This is a genomic window from Porphyromonas sp. COT-290 OH860 (genome assembly GCF_000768935.1).
Lineage (GTDB): Bacteria > Bacteroidota > Bacteroidia > Bacteroidales > Porphyromonadaceae > Porphyromonas.
In genome coordinates this window covers 53,542-71,234 of the sequence record NZ_JRAR01000053.1, presented here as the reverse complement: position 1 = coordinate 71,234, position 17,693 = coordinate 53,542, and the positions used below count along the sequence as shown (strand labels likewise).

Below are 17,693 nucleotides of genomic sequence, written 5' to 3'. Positions count from 1 at the left end.
GGAAGTAAACGCCCCAACAATACTCAGAAAACTGATCCAAAATATAAATTATGTAATCCTCGACATCTCGCCAGAGTACGTCTAAAATAGTGCGATAAATCTAATTAGTTTTCGTATCTTTGCAGTCCGAAATAAAAAATTAAGAAGCGAGGCGCTGCATCACCCACAGCTATACCTTCGTCCAAATTCTATCATCTCTTACATATAATATGACATACCAAGAAGGGGCTAGGCATAGCTATGCCGCTCCAGAGACTTATCACATCCAGCTCTCAGGGCAAGGGATCAGTCTATTAACTCAAATATCGTATCTCGCCACAATCATAGACGAGGATCTCCTAGTTGATGATTGGGACGAAGAGGGCGAACTATAAAACTACAGACCCCGAATGAATACAAAAATCGCAAAGAATACAATGAGAATCAACCCCTTGAGATGTGCGACACTGCTCGTCCTCCTGCTCTCGATATGGGGCTGTACTGCCGAGGATCGTGAGGCCATACTCAGCGACAATGAGGCAGCAGCAACCGCCTCTACGGAGCCCGTATTAATCTCTGTGACTACCAATGCCAAGCAGGAGGTAGATGCACTGATGCTCTCACTCGACATTGACCTTGAGGGGGAGGATCTGAGAGCCAATAAATACGAAGAAGACGAAGCTACAACGACTCTGAAAAAGTCAGACGTTCGAGCTGAAGAAACGGCCCACTGCATCATCAGGAAAAAGGGCGACCGCTCGGCGACGATCTATGCCGACATCACTTGGAAAGGACGCAGTGGCAATCGGCTCAAGCTAGAGAAAGTGCGCCTCCCCTCGGATAAAAAAATAGACCGTGCAGGTCAGTGGTACATAACCGCAATCATCGGAGGTAAGAGCTTCGACCTCAGTAACGGACAGCTACGAATGGGAGAGGCTGGCTCGGAGCCGACTTCTCTGCCAGCAAACGGTAGCCTTGATGCCCCCTATATCTTAGCTTGGACAAGGCTAGAGCTACCTGCCAACAGCCAGACAGCCTTGATCCCAGCGGCGGCTCGCTTCCGCCCCCACGGGACGATCCTTAGATTGCAGTTCAATAGCGATATGGCTCAAGACTACAAGGCTATAGGGCTCAAGATATCGACCAATGCTTGGCGAGATACAGGGGTATTCGATCCCATGGCTATCGAGGACGACGCCCTCGATTCGCCCAATCAGCTCCCTCAGTGGCGTGCAGATGTCACCAATACCGATATCGTGGAGCGGAGGTTCACCCTTGCCCCAGCAGGAGCCTCTACGAACCATCGCCTCGTCTTACCCGCAGGAGCTGGCTGGTCGCCAGAGCGCACGATCTACACTTGGGGTATGCCTACCAATGTAGAGCAGCCCAACCTAAGCACCAAGATAGAGCTAGAGGTAGAGGCGCTGGAGACCCCACAAGCAGGCGAAATCAATGTCGCCCAGCATGTCGTTACCTACGACAAGCAGAGGCATCGCCCTCTGAAAATCGGGAGCACCTACAAGCTAAGCAATATCTTGACGAGCGGTCTGATCATCTCAGAGGTCTTCTACGACTATGCTCGAGAGGAGAACCCCAGCCAGCCACAGAACCGCAACAACTACTCTATCGTCGAGATCTACAACCCCACCACTAGCCCCATAGACCTAGCCGAGTATGCGCTAGCTAGGGCTATCAACAGCTACTCGGAGGGCTATACCTTCTATGTAGCCAATACCCCTAGAGGACAGAACAACCCTAACACAGCTCTACTACTACCCTTATCGATCATCTCGGGAGATGCACCCAACAAAGTGCCATTTGGAGGCAGTGTAGGTCAAAACTACCCTCGCATGGGCGAGTACGAGGGGGCGTGGTTTCATCGTTTCTTAGGTAGCCGATCGACAATCCTAGAGCCGGGGAAGACAGTACTCATCGCAGGCCCGGGTTACGCCAAAACACGCAAGAGCCCCAAGAGTAGCATCGATGCTTTTGACCGTGCCGTACAGCAAGGCACCCTCCCTGCAGACCTATTTACAGGGAATAGCACCAGCGACCCTAAGTATAGGTCTCTCAAACAAGCCGTGCAGGATCTAGAAGATGCACAAGCCACCAATCCAAGAGCTGGCGGACAGATCGACTCCGCCTTCAGCAGAGGATATACCCAAGCCTTCGTAGCAGCCGACAATGGTATCACACACGAGGGTGGCAATAGATGGCCAGCCGTCCTAGACCTAGCACCCACCGATGGTCTTGTTTTGGTTAGATACAACTCAGACAATCGCTCGCCCGAGGTAGTAGATGCGGCCGTCCCCGTCCTACAAGGACGAGCAGTAGCTTCGTCCTTCAATCAGCTTCGCTCAACGAGCCTCAACCAAGGCCTCGAGTTGGAAGATCATATCCAAGACCTCGATGCCGATAGCGACTTGCCTTACTCACTAGTACGCTCTAGAGGCTACAACTTCTCTACCGCACAGATGATCACCAAGGTGGGTGCTTGGCACTTTGAGCGTAGCGAGAACGGTGGGCGCAAGTCGCTCGGCTCTAGAAACTATGTAGCCGGACGCTCCCCATACGCCTCAACTTGGGCTGGCTACACCCAGCTCAACAACCCCAAGAACCTCCCCTTCTGGCGAGAGGTATCAGGAGTGAACATCGTACCAGAGCGAGGCTGGAGTAGCACCTCCGAGGCACAAGCAAGTGGGGTGTATAATGACGGATTCGATCGCAAGCAGTCGGCCATCAAGCAGCAGAACAAGATCAAGGTTGCCCGAGCCAAAGCCTCTTCTGAGCATGCGCACAGCAAGATATCCAACGCAATAGACGGCAACACCAATGGAACTACAGATGCCACCATCTATCACTCTCGCTGGGGACGAAATGATTTGCCAATTGAGCTAGATTTCATCTTTGAGCAGACCGAGCAAGTCGGCTCGATTACTTACTATCCTCGTCAGGGAGGTAATGACAATGGCAACTTCCAAGAGGTAGAGATCTTGTACTCAAACGATGGGCAGAACTACACTTCGCTGCAGAGGCACACCTTCAACGGGACGAAAGCTATGCAAGAGCTTGCACTCAAACAGGTAGTTACCGCTGGAGCTATCCGCATCAAGGTCCTGTCGGGTGTGGGTGGCTATGCTTCGGCCTCAGAGATAGAGTTCTACCGCTCGGGCTATAATCCTAGAGCGTATGAGCAGCTAATGGCAGATCTATTCTCCGACAAGGCTTGTACTGTGCTGCGCCCCAACCTCTCACGAGAGCAGATCCTCCAGCACTCCGACCCATTCCTCAAGGATATCGCCCTGCGGATGTACGACAGGAAGTATCCTAGAGAGTTCCGCATCGACGACTTCGAGGCCTACCCAGACCCTTGGATACAAGCCAACGAGCTCAAGACTTACCCACATTCTGTACATGACAACCCCACGGGTATAGCAGTGAAGAAGGACGAAGTGCTAGTCGTTTTCGTCGGGGATACGCATGGGCACTCTGGTCTACAACTTAGGATTCAGAACTTGGATAAGCCCAATAGCGACGGCTTCGGTGGAGCTATGTATCCGCTCAAGGAAGGCTTCAATGCAATCAAGGTTAGAGAGAAGGGGCTGATCTACGTCAATTATCTGACCAGCACAATGCAGGCACTTAGCACAGCCAAGCCCATCACTATCCACTTCGCCACGGGTACAGTCAATGGCTACTTCGACAGCCAGAGGGAGAGCCACCGTGGGCGTTGGCTAGAGCTACTCAGCAGAGCTACAGACCGCTACTTCGACATCATCGGAGCTCATGCACATATGACCTATGAGACTAGAGTGTTCCGTGGTCTGACCCCAGATGGTAAGGCACTCGCAGACGTGGCAGATAAGATCGTCGTGGCTGAGATGGAGCATCTAGGGCTCTACAAATACGACCGAGTACGTAAGAATAGATCTTATATGCATGTGATGTATCATGCCTTTATGTATGCAACGCATCACCATACAGCCTACGTCCACACTACGATGGAGACGCTAGCAAGCGCACAGAAAATGGAGAGTGCTTGGGGCCCCTACCACGAGATTGGACACACCAATCAGACGCAAGGCCTCAAGTGGAAAGGTATGACCGAGTGTACGGTCAATATCTTCTCCTTCTACGTGATGTACAATATCTTCAAGAAACAGACACGTATGATGAATGAGAACCGCTACCACGAGGCTTGGAATGGACTATTACGGCGCAATATCAAATCCCTAAGTGACCAAGAACCCAATAAGGTTGTGCCCAGTGATAGCCATGCCTCCAAGACGACCAATGTCTTCGGCAAGCTAGTACCATTCGTACAGCTAGAGCTCTACTTCGGCAACGTGTTAGGCAAGACACCCGCCATACAGACCTCCGACAAGGGAGGCTTCTATCCAGACCTCTACGAGTACCTCCGTGTCCATGCGACAAACGATGCTACCAAGAGAGCACCGGGCTACGAGCAGAGTGAGTTTGCCCTCATCGCCTCCAAGGTAGCGGGCTATGACCTGACGGACTTCTTCGACAAGTGGGGCTTCCTCACTCCTATCGATATGGAGATTGATGATTATGGCAAGGGTAGGCTCACTGTGACAGAGCAGAGAGGCCAAGAGGTGCGAGAGCAGATCAAGGCGCTCCGTAAGCCTAAGCTCAACGTAGCCCTAGAGTATATCACGGAGAACAATCTAGATCTGTACCGCAATCCTCAGCCCATGACGGTCGGCACGATTATCCGCAACAATCGTCAGATCTCCACACAGGGCTTCTCTCGTGTCGTAGCATACGAGGTGGCGGATGCCGACGGAGAGATCCTACACATCGAGTACGGCGACAAGACTTCGTGGACGCTCCCCGCAAGCATGACTTGGACAGCCAGTCATCGTATCATCGCTGTTGATGCGACAGGCAAACGCACCCGCCTAAGCGTTAGCTAGACTTAAACGCAAGCGGGGCAGTACCGAATGTCATCGGTGCTGCCCCGCTTGGCTTATATTCTATTGAGCTACTTAACCTCCCAATAAGAATCGGTCAGTAGAAGCTCCTCGAGTGTGCGTTGAGACTTCTTGGCTTGTACATCGGCAATCTGCTGATGCACGGCTTTTTCGTAAGAGATATCCTGCACATCACGGATCACACCAAGAGCAATAGGTAGCTCACCACCCATCATCGCCAGCATATTGTGCATCGTCACATCTGGTTCGTACGCATCGTGTACAAGTACATCGTCGATCGTGTAGCCATCTTCGCCTATTGTAACGGCCTTTAGCTTAAGCCCGTCGAGCACGAGTCCCTTGTTCCTATCTTTACCAAAGATCATCTTCTCGCCATGCTGGAGCATGATCGTACGGTCATCTCGTACGTCCTTCATGGCATAGGAGCGATGAATACCATCGTTGAAGATCACACAATTGACCAGCACCTCCACCACTGATGCACCTTCGTGCTTAGCACTCTCCTGCATACAGTACTGTAGATTTTTCATATCAACATCAATAGCTCTGGCAAAGAACTTCCCTCGTGCTCCCAAGCAAAGCTCGGCTGGAATGAAAGGGTCCTCAACCGTACCATAGGGAGAGCTCTTGGAGATAAAGCCTCTGTCGCTCGTAGGTGAGTACTGTCCCTTCGTCAAGCCGTAGATGCGGTTGTTGAAAAGAATGATATTCAGATTGACATTACGACGGATCGCATGAATAAAGTGATTACCACCGATAGCCAAGCTGTCACCATCACCCGAGACAACCCAAACGCTTAGGTCGGGATTGGCAGTCTTGACGCCCGTGGCAATAGCCGCTGCACGGCCATGGATCGTATGGAAGCCATACGTATTCATATAGTAAGGCAAGCGGGACGAACAGCCAATACCCGAGATAACCGCTGTCCTATGAGTAGGAATACCGACCTCAGCCATCGCCTTGTGTAGTACCGCCAACACTGCGTGGTCACCGCAACCGGGACACCAGCGTACGTACTGATCGCTCTTGAAATCTTTTGCTTCTAGCTTACACATATTCGTATCCATGGTTTTATTGCTCTATGATTTTGGTGAATGCCTCGGTCAGCTCAGCCACTGTGAAGGGCTGACCAGTAATGCGATTGTACTGCAATGGGCAGAAACCGGGTAGCAAACCTCTCAAATAGCTAGCAAATTGCCCCGTATTCTGCTCCGCTATGACCACACGCTTGTAGCGTCGTAGCACTTCCTCGGCATTGCTGGGCAGAGGGTTGATAAAAGCGAAGTGAGCCAGTGCTATCTTGTGGCCTACTGCTCTCATCTCCTGCATTGTTTCGTAGAGATGCCCGTAGGTACCACCCCACCCAACGATGAGTAGCTCGGCATCAAGGTCTCCCTCTACCTCCAGCTGTGGTATCTTATCGGCGATCTTGGCGACTTTCTCTGCACGGGTGCGAACCATCAATTCGTGGTTATCGGCATCTGTGCTGATCGCACTAGTACGGTAATCTTTCTCTAGCCCACCAAGACGATGTTCGTAGCCCTCCATACCGGGTTTGGCCCAATAGCGCACCTGAGTCTCGGAGTTACGCTCATACGGGCGCCATCTTTTGTCTGTTTCGGGGCGAAGATCTACTGTGTGTTGCTTGATCTCTGGTAGGTCGTGCATCTGAGGGATGCGCCACGCAGACGAACCATTGGCGATGAACGAGTCCGTCAATAGAATAACGGGCGTCATGTGCTCTAGTGCAATCTTAGCTGCCCAATAGGCAGAGTAGAAGCAATCGCTAGGAGTAGTGGCCGCAATAACCGGCATAGGGCTCTCACCGTTGCGCCCGTAGAGCGCCTGCATGAGGTCCGTCTGTTCGCTCTTGGTAGGCATCCCCGTTGAGGGTCCTGCACGCTGCACATCGACGATGACTAGCGGAATCTCGGCGATAACGGATAGCCCCATGGCTTCACCCTTGAGGGCTAGACCCGGACCCGAAGTTGTCGTTACCGCTAGATCACCTGCAAACGAAGCCCCGATAGCTGTACAGATGCCTGCAATTTCGTCCTCGGCCTGCACTGTCTTGACACCAAGTGCCTTGTGTTTGGCTAGCTCATGTAGGATATCTGTAGCAGGAGTAATGGGATAGCTCCCGAGGAATAGCTCTAGGCCTGCACGTTCGGCTGCCGCAATCAGACCGTAGGCCGTAGCCTTATTACCATTAATATCTAGGTAGCGCCCGGGCTTGGGTTGCTGATTTTCCACTCGATAGACGGTGGTGGAGGCGTGTGTGTTGGCTCCGAAGTTGAAGCCGTCGTGTAGTGCTTTGATGTTGGCGTTGCGTAGATCGGGTTTCTTGCCAAACTTGCGGTCGAGAAACTCCTCTGCATGCTCGAGAGGACGATCGAAGAGCCAGCAGATAAGCCCTAGCGCAAACATATTCTTGCATCGTACGGCGCTCTTGTTGTCAAGACCAAACTCCTTGAGGCCGTCCTTGACCATCGAAGTAATGGGGGCAGCGATGACTTGCTGTGTGGTCAACCCTAGCTCGGTGAATGGATCGTCGGTAGAGAATTCAGCTTTCTTTAGGTCGCCTGCACCAAAGGAGTCATTGTCGATGATGATGACAGACTCACGCTTGAGGTGCTTCTTGTTTACCTTGAGTGCTGCGGGATTCATCGCCACCAGCACATCCGCACTATCCCCGGGAGCACGCACGCTCTCTGAACCGATGTGCACCTGATAGCCAGATACACCGCTAAGTGTCCCTTGGGGAGCACGAATTTCGGCAGGAAAGTCTGGGAAGGTAGAGATGGTGTTGCCTAACATGGCCGAGAGATCTGAGAAGATCGTCCCTGTGAGCTGCATTCCGTCTCCAGAGTCACCAGAGAATCGAATGACAACGTCTTTCAAAGTTTTGACTGTCACTTGTCCGTCCATAACTTCTTAATTTGAACTTGTCGTTTAAGTGCCTACATAGCTATTGAGCCTGCAGAGCAATGTACTTTACATAACTACGATGCAAAGCTATGTATTTACATATACCTAGACAAATATTTTCACAACAAAATTCATAAATCAGATCACTCTCTCAAGGGGTTAATAAATATCCATCTCAATATCCACAGAGAGGGGTCGCAGATATAAGGATCATTGGGCCGATTGAAGCTGATGAAGACTCATAATATAGCGAAGGGAGGAGGACAACTTACCTACATATATAAATAGGTTGTGCTCGGGCTTAAGACTCGAGCACAACCTATCATAGCAGCATGATACATTAACCCAGCACCACCTCTACAGGGCAATGGTCGGAGCCAAAGACGTCTGCGTGGATCTTGGCGGAAGACAAGCTCGACTTGAGCCGGTCGGAAACAAGGAAGTAGTCGATACGCCAGCCTGCGTTCTTCTCTCTAGCCTTGAAGCGGTAGGACCACCACGAATAGGCCCCCTCTAGATCGGGGTAGAAATGGCGGAATGTATCGACAAAACCAGCATCTAGAAGCGTCTGAAACTTCTCACGCTCCTCGTCGGTAAAGCCTGCATTGCGCCTATTGGTCTTGGGGTTCTTTAGGTCGATCTCCTTGTGTGCCACGTTGAGATCGCCACAGAGGACAACGGGCTTGTGCCGATCTAAATTCGTAATATGCTGGCGAAAAGCATCGTCCCAAGTCATACGATAGTCTAGGCGACGTAGCTCATCCTGCGAATTGGGTGTATAGACCGTAACGAGGTAGAAGTCTGGCATCTCTAGAGTAATGACACGTCCCTCTTGGTCATGCTCCTCGACACCCAAGCCATAGGCGACCGATAGAGGCTCATGTTTGCTATAGATGGCCGTACCAGAATAACCTTTTTTCTCGGCATAGCTCCAGTAGCTCCTATATCCCTCGATCTCGGCATCGAGCTGCCCCTGCTGCATTTTGGTTTCTTGCAGGCAGAAGAAGTCGGCATCGAGCTCCTGCATAATTTTTGGGAAGCCTTTGTCGAAGCAAGCCCTAAGGCCATTGACATTCCACGATATAAATTTCATTGCTTTACGTTCAATATTCATTAGTGTTAGTTCATAACCCGAACCACTCGGGTACTACTTATATACTGAGTTCTATAAGGTCGAAGAGGGCTGCGTGAAGGTCCCGATATAGGCGCACCGCTCCCCGAGAGCACATCATACTGGCTCCCACACTCGGGGCAGCGCACCTGCAAGTCGTCCTGCACAAGCTGGACGCTCGGCGACATCTCGTAGGGACAAGCCAAATCGTAGGCAAAGAATGCCTCCTCCGTGAGTGAGCGAACCACCAATACCCCAGCGAAACCTAGGCGATCATGAGCCAGTCTGGCCTGCGTGATGCGCTCCATAACCCCCGGAGAGAGCAGACTTGTATGGCTCTGCAAGGGGAGCTCTAGCCACACTGGTAGACTTGGCGTAGTAGGCGCTAGCCTATCGCCACAAGCACAAAGGATGCCGAGGAGCATCAGCCCATACAGCACCCTTTGCATCAGTCTTTTGCTCGGCACAAGCATCACTAGCGATAGGGAACGGCAGCCATCATATCGGCCATTCTCTCTACCCCGTCTTGTAGCTTCCCGCCGATCATTTTTTTCATCAAGAAGTTCAGCTCCGTCCTTAGAGTCAGCCTAAGCCGAGTATCCTCTGGGGCAGCCTCTAGGAGCTGTACCCAAAGGGTAATGGGGACGGGTGACTGCTCGGCCTCGAGCTTGATAGTCTTATCTGGCTCTCGCTCCACAACCTTGAGTGTGAGTCTACCAGCTCCCGAGATCACGAAGGCACAAGTGTCTTGGTCTATTGCCTCGATCTGTATTTTGCTCGCCTCGGGGTGCTGCTTGAGAGCCTCGCCTATGCGAGATAGCCCAGTCAAGTCGCTCAGAGTCGCATAGACACGATGCCTACTGGCGGCGATGCTTTTGATATTGCTAACGTAGTCTGCCATAAGTTCTGTCGGTTATTTTCCTGTCCAAGTAGATGGGCTCTTGCGCCACTGGGCGAGTACCTGCTCATCGTCCTTGCTAATATAATTGGTACGTACTGCCTCTGCGAGCACGGCGTCGTAGTCGCTTAGGGTGATGAGGCGCACATCTGCCGCCTCGAAGTTGCGTACCGCATCGGGGAAGCCATGCGTATAGATAGCCACCATGCCCAGCACCTGAGCGCCATGCTTGCGCACAGCCTCTACGGCCTTGAGGCTACTGCCCCCAGTAGAGATCAGATCCTCTACGATCACGACCCGACTACCGGGTTTGAGGTCCCCCTCGATCAGATTCTCCATACCATGATCCTTGGGAGCGGAACGTATGTAGGAGAATGGGAGCGAGAGTACATCTGCAACCAAAGCACCCTGTGCAATAGCCCCCGTAGCCACCCCTGCGATAGCCTCTGCCTCGGGGAATTGCTCGGCGATCACTCGAGCGAGCTCTAGTTTGATGAGCGACCTGAGCTGAGGGTAGCTGAGCGTCTTGCGGTTGTCACAGTAGATGGGGGACTTCCAGCCACTAGCCCATGTGAATGGTTTGTCTGGCTGTAACCTAACTGCCTCAACCTCGATCAGCTTCTGTGCTATGAGTTGCTTTACCTGTTCCATTATTTCGATATTTTGGATATTTATTAATGCAGATGATTTGCTCACACAAAGATAAGAAACCGTTTATAGTTATCCCTATCGCAGAGCAATCGGCCTACTTACCACTGCTGTAGACCTGATTGTTTTTGAGGGTTCTACCTGCGAACAGCTCGTCTAGGGTGACAATGCGGTAGCCCTTGGCTTTGAGATTGCGAATTACCTGTGGGATCGCCTCTATCGTCGTCTTATGAATATCGTGCGCCAGTACGATGGCGTTGGGGCCTGCCTTAGACATCTCCAGAGCCACTCGGTCGGCGTCTTTGTACTTCCAATCCAGAGGATCCACGCTCCAACCCATAATGGGGCGATTGACTAGCGTGAGCTTATCTTGAGTATAGGCCCCATAAGGGAAGCGGAAGTAACTAGGTCGCTGTCCTGCCACCTCACCGACGATCTCGTCCGTACGCCCAATCTGGCGGCGTGCCTCCTCGACCGATATCTTGGCGAAATTCTTATGGTCATACGAGTGGTTGCCTATGTTGTGCCCCTCCTCTACCATACGCTTCATCGTCTGCTTCTGTACGGCGGCCGACTTGCCGAGAACGAAGAAAGTCGCCTTGACGCCCTCCTGCTTGAGGATATCTAGTAGGCGTGGGGTGTAGACCGATGGCCCATCGTCGAAGGTCAGTGCCACTCGTGGTGCACTCGAGTCATCGTCCGTCAAAGGACGAGCGGCCTCTTCCGGCTTCTCGAGATCAGCAATCTCTTGCGGCGCGTCTGGCTCAAGTGATCGCCCTAGACGTCTGAGGATATCTGGGTGTACATACCTGCGTACGACCCAGCTAGGCACAGGTACGGTAAAGGTGCCCATCGAGCCACTAACAATCTGATACTTATCAAAAGTCACATACCAGTTGCCTTCATGGTCAAAGAAGAGAGCATCGTAATTCGCATCAACAGCCAGAGTGCCCTCCTCAATACCAGACTGCATCTCCACCCAAACGGTCTGTCGCTCATGCTCGCTACCGAAGTCTTTGCTCTGCATCAAGCGCAGCCTAACAGCCTCACTTGCGGCAGCCCTCATCTCCGAGGCAAAGCCCTCGAAGGCATCTTCGTCTACAAACAAATCAGCTATTGATACAACACGCCTATGCTCTAGGTCGAAGATAGAGGCATAAGAGGAGTCGTCGTAGTTATTGCCCCGAGAGGTGCTACGTGTGTAGAGGAAAACGATAAAGCTATCGCCTCGGTACTTGACCTCGAAGTGCTGATTATAATCCAGAGTAGCCGTAGACTCCTGAGAGAGCTGTGCCACCTCTGCTCTAAACTCATCAATGAACTGCTGGGAGAGGTTGCGTTCTCGCTCGTTGATGAACTCATATTTGGTAAAAGGGAACGACACAGTCAAGTGGCTTCTCTCTGGGTCATTGCCTATTTTCATCGTGAAGACCTGCACATCCTCGTCCGTATCATCGAGCGTGAGATCCTCCGTCAAGGTCGCCAGATCCGTCACTTCTACCACATCGGCAGAGGCTAAGCTATCGGCAGAGGCTGACGAATCGCCCGACTGCCTAGATCCGCAACTAGCCATAAGGGAGAGTGCCAATACCCCGAATAGTAATGTGTTATATCTTTTCATAAACTTAGTTTTTTCGTATGCAAAAGTAATCAAAATAAGCACATTCCTCTACCCTAGCCCACGGTAACTCCCCCCAAGCTACTGCGATGCTATTCACTACATTCAGCCTCGGCCATACGCTTGGCATACTCCCGTCAGACTTAAAGCCTTCTAGGGCACGATTGCTTAGCTTGGTATAGCTAGAGCAACCGCTACTCTTACTCTCGTCTTACGACACAATCCTTGCATTTTGTACATTTTCACGCATCTAAAAGGGGATGAGCCAAAAATAAATTTTGACACAGCCCCTCTCTAAATCCTTGCCCTTAGGAATAAGCCTTACGTCTCCTGCTTGGTCATGATAACTAGATCCTGATAGTTGGGTGGCACTTCATCTCCTCTCCAGCGGCCAAAAAACGATCGTCTTGTGTACTCATTCGTCTACTTTCTTGTTAAGGAGTGCTAATAGGTTTGTAAAGAATTTCGAGAAACAAGCATAAGATTTATAAAGGACGGCGGGACTATCTAGAAAAATTGATGGGAAGACTTCCTCCGATTGGTGGACTAATCCCTTAAGATGTGTCAACCAATTTTAGTAGATTGATGGGAAGAAATTCTTCAAAATGTGATACAATTACACAGACAAAGCCGAGAATACAGCATAAATACCTTTATATAAGTACATTACAAACACCCGTTTTAGGCGAGTATTTTGTCTAGGCTGGGACTAAGTGCCCAAATGAGGTCGGACGCAACAGAGAGCCTCCTAGAGGGCAAATACGAGGTGTGCCACCTCCTACCCGAGAGGGGCGGATTGACACTCAAACAAGCCCTCAATCGTTACAGAGTGTAAACTCCTGAATTATCCCAACTAGACAGCAAAGTATTGGGAGGTGTAGGACTTACATCAGTCAGATTTTGGTTTTTCGCCCAAAGTTCGTTTGTTTATTATGGCACACCGCTTTACTTTTGTAGTCAGGCGGTGTGTCATGATGCGCAATTTGCTCTATTGCTTGCACATTATGGGGCACCGCTGAGGTGTAAATGAATTATAAACGGACAGATATGATACAGAAACAGGAGGCTCCCGTTCTCCTAATGATAGATACCGCTACGCCCGTATGTAGCTTAGCCATAGCTCATGGCGAGGAGCTAATCGCCTGCCACACAGAGCAGGGTCGCCGAGGTGAACACGCCGCAGTAGCTGGCCCGATTGCCGAGCAGCTCATCGCAGAGCTAGAGAGCCGAGGCCTTAGCCCCGATGCTATCGTTGTGAGTGCCGGGCCGGGGAGCTATACGGGGCTACGCATAGGCTCTTCGCTAGCCAAGGGACTATGCCAAGGCTATGGCATACCACTGATTGCGATCTCCACTCTAGAGATGATGGCTCAGGGCTATCTGGCCAGCATATCTAACCCAACAGATACACTGCGTCTATGCCCAATGATCGATGCTAGGCGTATGGAAGTCTACACAGCCACATTCGACAGCAAGGGCAATCGCCTAAGCGAGGACAAGCCTTGTGTACTCTCGGCCGATACTCTTCTGGACGATGAGATGCGTTCGTACCGCTATCATTTCTTCGGTTCGGGAGCTGGCAAATGCAGTGGTCTCTGGGAGGGCATAGACTATGTAGTGGTCGAGAGCTTCGCCCCCGAGGCTCGCTATATGCATCAGCTCGCCCTAGGAGCATACGAGCGAGGCGCATTCGTTGATCTAGCCTACTGGACGCCCAATTACCTCAAGGAGTATGTAGCCGTCGTGGCACAAAACAAGGTTCTAGGTCGCTAACCTCATGAGCGCTGAGGAAGTACTGCTGGATAGTAGCAATGTAGAGCAGGCAGCTCTACTAGATCTGCTGGAGAAAACCAACCAAAGCCTTTTCCTCACGGGTAAGGCTGGCACGGGTAAGTCCACGCTCCTACGCTACATCGCTCGACATACGCACAAGCGACATGTGATACTTGCCTCAACGGGCATTGCAGCACTCAACGTAGGAGGACAGACCATTCACTCCTTTTTTAAGCTCCCCTTGCGCCCTCTACTCCCAGACGACCCAGACCTGAGTACCGCCAAAAATCAGGTCTACGAAGCCTTTCGCTACACCAAGGAGCACAAAGCTCTGCTTCGCAGCCTAGACCTAATCATCATCGACGAGATCTCGATGGTGCGTGCCGACATCATTGACGCCATTGATAAGCTCCTGCGGGTCTATACGGGACGTAGCAGTACGGCTTTCGGTGGGGTACAGATGCTTTTTGTGGGCGACCTCTTCCAGCTAGAGCCCGTGGTCAAAGCGGACGAAAAGAGTATCCTCGACAGGTACTACAAGTCGCACTTCTTCTTCGGGGCTCAGGTATTCCGAGCTCACGAGCTAGTGACCATAGAGCTGCAAAAAGTCTACCGTCAAGCAGACGCACACTTCGTGGGGATCCTAGATCGTGTGCGCAGTGGCGTGGTAACCCACCCGGATATCTGGGACATCAACGCCCGAGTCAATGCCGATTATGTAGCACCCGAGGGCGAGCTGGTCGTTACGCTCGGCACTAGGCGTAGCCAAGTAACCTACATCAACGAGAAGAGGCTGGAGCAGCTCCTCACATCTGCCTTTACCTTCGAGGGTGTGGTCGATGGCGACTTCCCCGACAGCACACTACCCACGGAGCGAGAGCTAACACTCAAGGAGGGAGCGCAAGTCATGTTTCTGGCTAACGACCGAGAGAAACGCTGGGCCAATGGCACGATCGGGATAATTGACTCAATAGATGCCGAGGAGCGTAAGATCTACATTCGCCTTGAGAATGGTCAGGTACACACCGTAGACCCATACATCTGGGAGCACAAACGCTACACCTACGACGAAGAGGAGCGGCGCATTCGTACCGAGACGCTCGGTCAATTTATCCAGTTCCCCCTACGCTTGGCTTGGGCAATCACCATACACAAGAGCCAAGGGCTAACTTTCGACCGTGTGATCATTGACTTCGGCGAGCGTATCTTCGCAGGCGGACAAGCCTATGTCGCCCTGAGCCGCTGCCGAAGCCTAGAGGGCATGGTGCTACGCACGCCGATGAATATGCGGGACATCATCGTACGCCACGAAGTGCAACGCTTCTATATGCAAGCCAACAACCCCGAGGCAATAGCCTCGTCACTCGAGCGAGCCAAGGCGCTACAAGGCTATATAGAGGCGTGTAGGACATGGAGTAGAGGGCAGTACACTGCCGCAATAGAGCATCTGAGGCATGCCATCGCGGCGAAAAACGAGCTAGACAACCCTGCCTACCTGCGTCTGATGGCTCAGAAGCTGCAAGTCGTGGCGCAACAGAAAAGGCAGCTGCAAGAACTAAGGGTAGAGCTGGAGGAGAAGAAACAGCTCCTGAGAGCCCTGTCTCAGGAGCACAAAACGATGGGCGACGAGTGTCTACTCGAGGCACACGACCCCGAGGCAGCACTGCGCTGCTACGACAAGGCGCTTCGCTTCGATGAGCTCAACGTGGCAGCCTTGGTCGGTCGAGCGAGAGCTCTACACGAGAAGCGAGATCGCAAGGGAGCGCTCTCTGCTCTAGCCGAAGCCGTGGCTCTAGCTCCCGTAGATATACAGGTACTATTGGCCCAAGGAGAGCTACTACTAGGCTATGGTCTACACGAGGAGGCACTACAACCACTACAGAGGGCCCATAGCCTACAACCTAGATACATCCCAGTGCTGGAGCTTATGGCAGAGGCGTACGATAGGCTAGAGCAAGAAGATGAGGCAGAGGCGTGCCGCCAAGAGATCAAGCGCATCGAGCGCAAGAGCTAGAGGGTTGCGCCAGCACTGCTATATCACTTACTTTGGGGGTAGTATCCTAGCCGAAAACACACATAATTCACTATTAATAGGTATAGTTCGGTATCGGCTTATCCCATACCTTTGTTCCTAGCAATTTAATTCATCGCCAAAGGAGCATTGATATGACGACTGACTATTTAACTAGAGGGATGACCGAGTACCCAGTTAGTTTGCCATCTAGCGAAACGACGATGCAGCGCATCGCCATACACCATATCTATGAGTACGAAAAAGGTATCCGCTGCATGGTACTCTGTACACTAGAGCTAGAGGAGCTGGCTCTGATACAGCGCAAGCTCGAGGGACGTGGCATAGCTTATTTTACTCAGCCCACGCCGAAGCAAACCAAGATTAATCTCTTTTTTGGACGCAAGGAATGTGTGGATATGATTAGCTATTTCCTGCAAGACAAGTATCTGCACGAACTGAATGCAGAGCAGGACTTCATACTCGGCTCTCTACTCGGGTATGACTTGTGTGGTCAGTGTGCACGGTATCAGAAGCGCATGCAGCTCATCGGTCAGGAGGGAACGATCGCTTAGTAGGCTTTCGTTAAGCAGTAGAAAAGCAAATCGGTCTAAGGTAGCAGTTACCTTAGACCGATTTGTCTATAATGGGGGGCGAGGGCTGCCGTTAGCCTTAGAATCATATCGTAGAAGACCATACGGCTATTGACGTTTTGGGCGATATGGCGCATCGCCAAATCTAGTTCGTCGTGTAGAGAGCGGATATTTCGGCCATTGATGCAGGTACGTAGGTAATCGACGATCCGCTGCTCGGTCGGATTGATGTAGTTAATCTCTGGCATTTGTAGACCATGCAGGTAGCTCTCCCTAAACATCTGCCCTACATAGGTCAGTAGCTCCATTTGCTCCTCTCGGCTTAGCCCCGCCAGTTCGTCAGCTAGAGCTTTGATCTCGAGCGGACGTGCATTGACCGTGGCACGCAGGATACGCCCATAGAGCGTCGTGAGCTTATCGGTAGAGTCAGCTCTGCCGAGGTAGTGATCGAGAGCTTTGCGGTAGTTACCCGAGGCGAGGTGTGCAGAGAGTGAGCTATCCGCCCCAGCGGGAGGGTTCGCCACCTTCGCCAACCCCATAGCTATCTCGGCTTCGCTTAGCGGCCTTAGATGCAGCGTCTGCATACGGCTACGTAGTGTCCCGAGCACTTCACGTTCGTTCATCGTGACCATAAGAATAATCGTATGCTCGGGAGGTTCCTCTGTTAGCTTGAGCAACTTATTGGCAAGCGCCTCGTGCATTCTCTCTGGCAGCCAAATGAGCAAAATACGGTAGCGTGCGTCTGTAACCTGATAGGAGAGCTTATCTTGGAGCACTTCGCCCTCTCGGGTAAATATGCCCAGTCGTTTGCTCTCGGCATCCTCTAGACGGAGCCAGTCCGCATAGGTCGTGTAAGGCGATGAAGCGAGGAACTCACGCCAGCGTGGTAGCTCATCATCACAGAGATTACGAGAACCAACATTGACAATCGGGAAGAGGAAATGTAGATCCTGCCCAGCGTATTGGTCAAACTTCTGGCACGAGGGACACACACCGCAGGCGTCCTCGGCATCGGGTGTGGAGCAGTTGATGTAGCGTGCGTAGGCATAAGCTAGAGCTAGAGCTCCACTCCCGTCTTCGCCTACGAAGAGCCGTGCATGTGGCACGACACCTGAGAGGAAGCTCCGACGCAATTCGTCTTTGGCCGTGGACTGACCGATAGTATCTCTGAAGTACATA

At 51.8% G+C, this 17,693-nt stretch carries 13 protein-coding genes; 5 read left to right on the top strand and 8 right to left on the bottom strand.

Going from position 1 to position 17,693, the window contains the following annotated elements; all coding sequences use genetic code 11:
* Positions 1–209: 209 nt before the first annotated feature.
* Both HQ41_RS09730 and HQ41_RS09340 read left to right on the top strand, forming a co-directional pair.
* A complete protein-coding gene (locus tag HQ41_RS09730; protein WP_161780584.1) occupies positions 210–374 on the top strand; it encodes a hypothetical protein in 165 nt (54 codons plus the stop codon).
* Between the two features lie 15 nt (positions 375–389).
* On the top strand, positions 390–4,916 hold the full coding sequence (locus HQ41_RS09340; protein ID WP_052405304.1) for a M60 family metallopeptidase: 4,527 nt from the start codon (positions 390–392) through the stop codon (positions 4,914–4,916).
* A 68-nt stretch (positions 4,917–4,984) separates the two neighbouring features.
* On the opposite strand, the gene HQ41_RS05585 is transcribed toward HQ41_RS09340, so the two are convergent.
* The 7 genes from HQ41_RS05585 to HQ41_RS05555 all read right to left on the bottom strand — a co-directional run bounded on the left by HQ41_RS05585 (position 4,985) and on the right by HQ41_RS05555 (position 12,140).
* Complete coding sequence (locus HQ41_RS05585; RefSeq protein WP_044189049.1) at positions 4,985–6,001, bottom strand: 2-oxoacid:ferredoxin oxidoreductase subunit beta; 1,017 nt, start codon at positions 5,999–6,001, stop codon at positions 4,985–4,987.
* 4 nt (positions 6,002–6,005) lie between these two features.
* Positions 6,006–7,862, bottom strand: coding sequence for a 2-oxoacid:acceptor oxidoreductase subunit alpha (locus tag HQ41_RS05580; protein WP_044189038.1), 1,857 nt, complete (start codon positions 7,860–7,862; stop codon positions 6,006–6,008).
* A gap of 340 nt (positions 7,863–8,202) precedes the next feature.
* The gene (locus HQ41_RS05575; RefSeq protein ID WP_044189181.1) at positions 8,203–8,955 is read right to left on the bottom strand and encodes an exodeoxyribonuclease III; all 753 of its coding nucleotides are present in this window, start codon (positions 8,953–8,955) and stop codon (positions 8,203–8,205) included.
* Positions 8,956–8,981: 26 nt separating this feature from the next.
* Positions 8,982–9,422 (bottom strand): hypothetical protein, encoded by a 441-nt coding sequence (locus HQ41_RS05570; protein ID WP_052405303.1) that lies wholly within the window; start codon positions 9,420–9,422, stop codon positions 8,982–8,984.
* A gap of 26 nt (positions 9,423–9,448) precedes the next feature.
* Positions 9,449–9,874, bottom strand: a complete 426-nt coding sequence (locus HQ41_RS05565) for an SRPBCC family protein (protein ID WP_044189035.1) — start codon at positions 9,872–9,874, stop codon at positions 9,449–9,451.
* Between the two features lie 12 nt (positions 9,875–9,886).
* Positions 9,887–10,522, bottom strand: a complete 636-nt coding sequence (pyrE, locus tag HQ41_RS05560) for an orotate phosphoribosyltransferase (protein WP_044189032.1) — start codon at positions 10,520–10,522, stop codon at positions 9,887–9,889.
* Positions 10,523–10,616: 94 nt separating this feature from the next.
* Positions 10,617–12,140: a polysaccharide deacetylase family protein gene (locus HQ41_RS05555; RefSeq protein ID WP_044189031.1), complete on the bottom strand. Its 1,524-nt coding sequence runs from the start codon at positions 12,138–12,140 to the stop codon at positions 10,617–10,619.
* 1,044 nt (positions 12,141–13,184) lie between these two features.
* Here HQ41_RS05555 and tsaB point away from each other — a divergent pair.
* The 3 genes from tsaB to HQ41_RS05540 all read left to right on the top strand — a co-directional run bounded on the left by tsaB (position 13,185) and on the right by HQ41_RS05540 (position 16,496).
* Positions 13,185–13,910 carry a tRNA (adenosine(37)-N6)-threonylcarbamoyltransferase complex dimerization subunit type 1 TsaB gene (gene tsaB / locus HQ41_RS05550; protein ID WP_044189030.1) on the top strand — a complete coding sequence of 242 codons (726 nt, stop codon included), beginning with the start codon at positions 13,185–13,187 and terminating at the stop codon, positions 13,908–13,910.
* Between the two features lie 4 nt (positions 13,911–13,914).
* Positions 13,915–15,924, top strand: a complete 2,010-nt coding sequence (locus HQ41_RS05545) for an AAA family ATPase (protein ID WP_044189028.1) — start codon at positions 13,915–13,917, stop codon at positions 15,922–15,924.
* Between the two features lie 152 nt (positions 15,925–16,076).
* A complete protein-coding gene (locus tag HQ41_RS05540; protein WP_235300186.1) occupies positions 16,077–16,496 on the top strand; it encodes a DUF2023 family protein in 420 nt (139 codons plus the stop codon).
* Between the two features lie 47 nt (positions 16,497–16,543).
* Here the strand turns inward: HQ41_RS05540 and HQ41_RS05535 are convergent, their stop codons facing one another.
* Positions 16,544–17,692 (bottom strand): DNA polymerase III subunit delta, encoded by a 1,149-nt coding sequence (locus HQ41_RS05535; protein ID WP_044189025.1) that lies wholly within the window; start codon positions 17,690–17,692, stop codon positions 16,544–16,546.
* Position 17,693 lies beyond the last annotated feature (1 nt).

Excerpts from the sequence above, each read along its gene's own strand:
- HQ41_RS05545 (WP_044189028.1), top strand. The coding sequence starts at position 13,915 with ATGAGCGCTGAGGAAGTACTGCTGGATAGTAGCAATGTAGAGCAGGCA.
- HQ41_RS05585 (WP_044189049.1), bottom strand. The coding sequence starts at position 6,001 with ATGGATACGAATATGTGTAAGCTAGAAGCAAAAGATTTCAAGAGCGAT.
- HQ41_RS05540 (WP_235300186.1), top strand. The coding sequence starts at position 16,077 with ATGACGACTGACTATTTAACTAGAGGGATGACCGAGTACCCAGTTAGT.
- tsaB (WP_044189030.1), top strand. The coding sequence starts at position 13,185 with ATGATACAGAAACAGGAGGCTCCCGTTCTCCTAATGATAGATACCGCT.
- HQ41_RS05565 (WP_044189035.1), bottom strand. The coding sequence starts at position 9,874 with ATGGCAGACTACGTTAGCAATATCAAAAGCATCGCCGCCAGTAGGCAT.
- HQ41_RS05570 (WP_052405303.1), bottom strand. The coding sequence starts at position 9,422 with ATGCAAAGGGTGCTGTATGGGCTGATGCTCCTCGGCATCCTTTGTGCT.
- HQ41_RS05535 (WP_044189025.1), bottom strand. The coding sequence starts at position 17,692 with ATGTACTTCAGAGATACTATCGGTCAGTCCACGGCCAAAGACGAATTG.
- HQ41_RS05580 (WP_044189038.1), bottom strand. The coding sequence starts at position 7,862 with ATGGACGGACAAGTGACAGTCAAAACTTTGAAAGACGTTGTCATTCGA.
- pyrE (WP_044189032.1), bottom strand. The coding sequence starts at position 10,522 with ATGGAACAGGTAAAGCAACTCATAGCACAGAAGCTGATCGAGGTTGAG.
- HQ41_RS05555 (WP_044189031.1), bottom strand. The coding sequence starts at position 12,140 with ATGAAAAGATATAACACATTACTATTCGGGGTATTGGCACTCTCCCTT.
- HQ41_RS05575 (WP_044189181.1), bottom strand. The coding sequence starts at position 8,955 with ATGAAATTTATATCGTGGAATGTCAATGGCCTTAGGGCTTGCTTCGAC.
- HQ41_RS09340 (WP_052405304.1), top strand. The coding sequence starts at position 390 with ATGAATACAAAAATCGCAAAGAATACAATGAGAATCAACCCCTTGAGA.
- HQ41_RS09730 (WP_161780584.1), top strand. The coding sequence starts at position 210 with ATGACATACCAAGAAGGGGCTAGGCATAGCTATGCCGCTCCAGAGACT.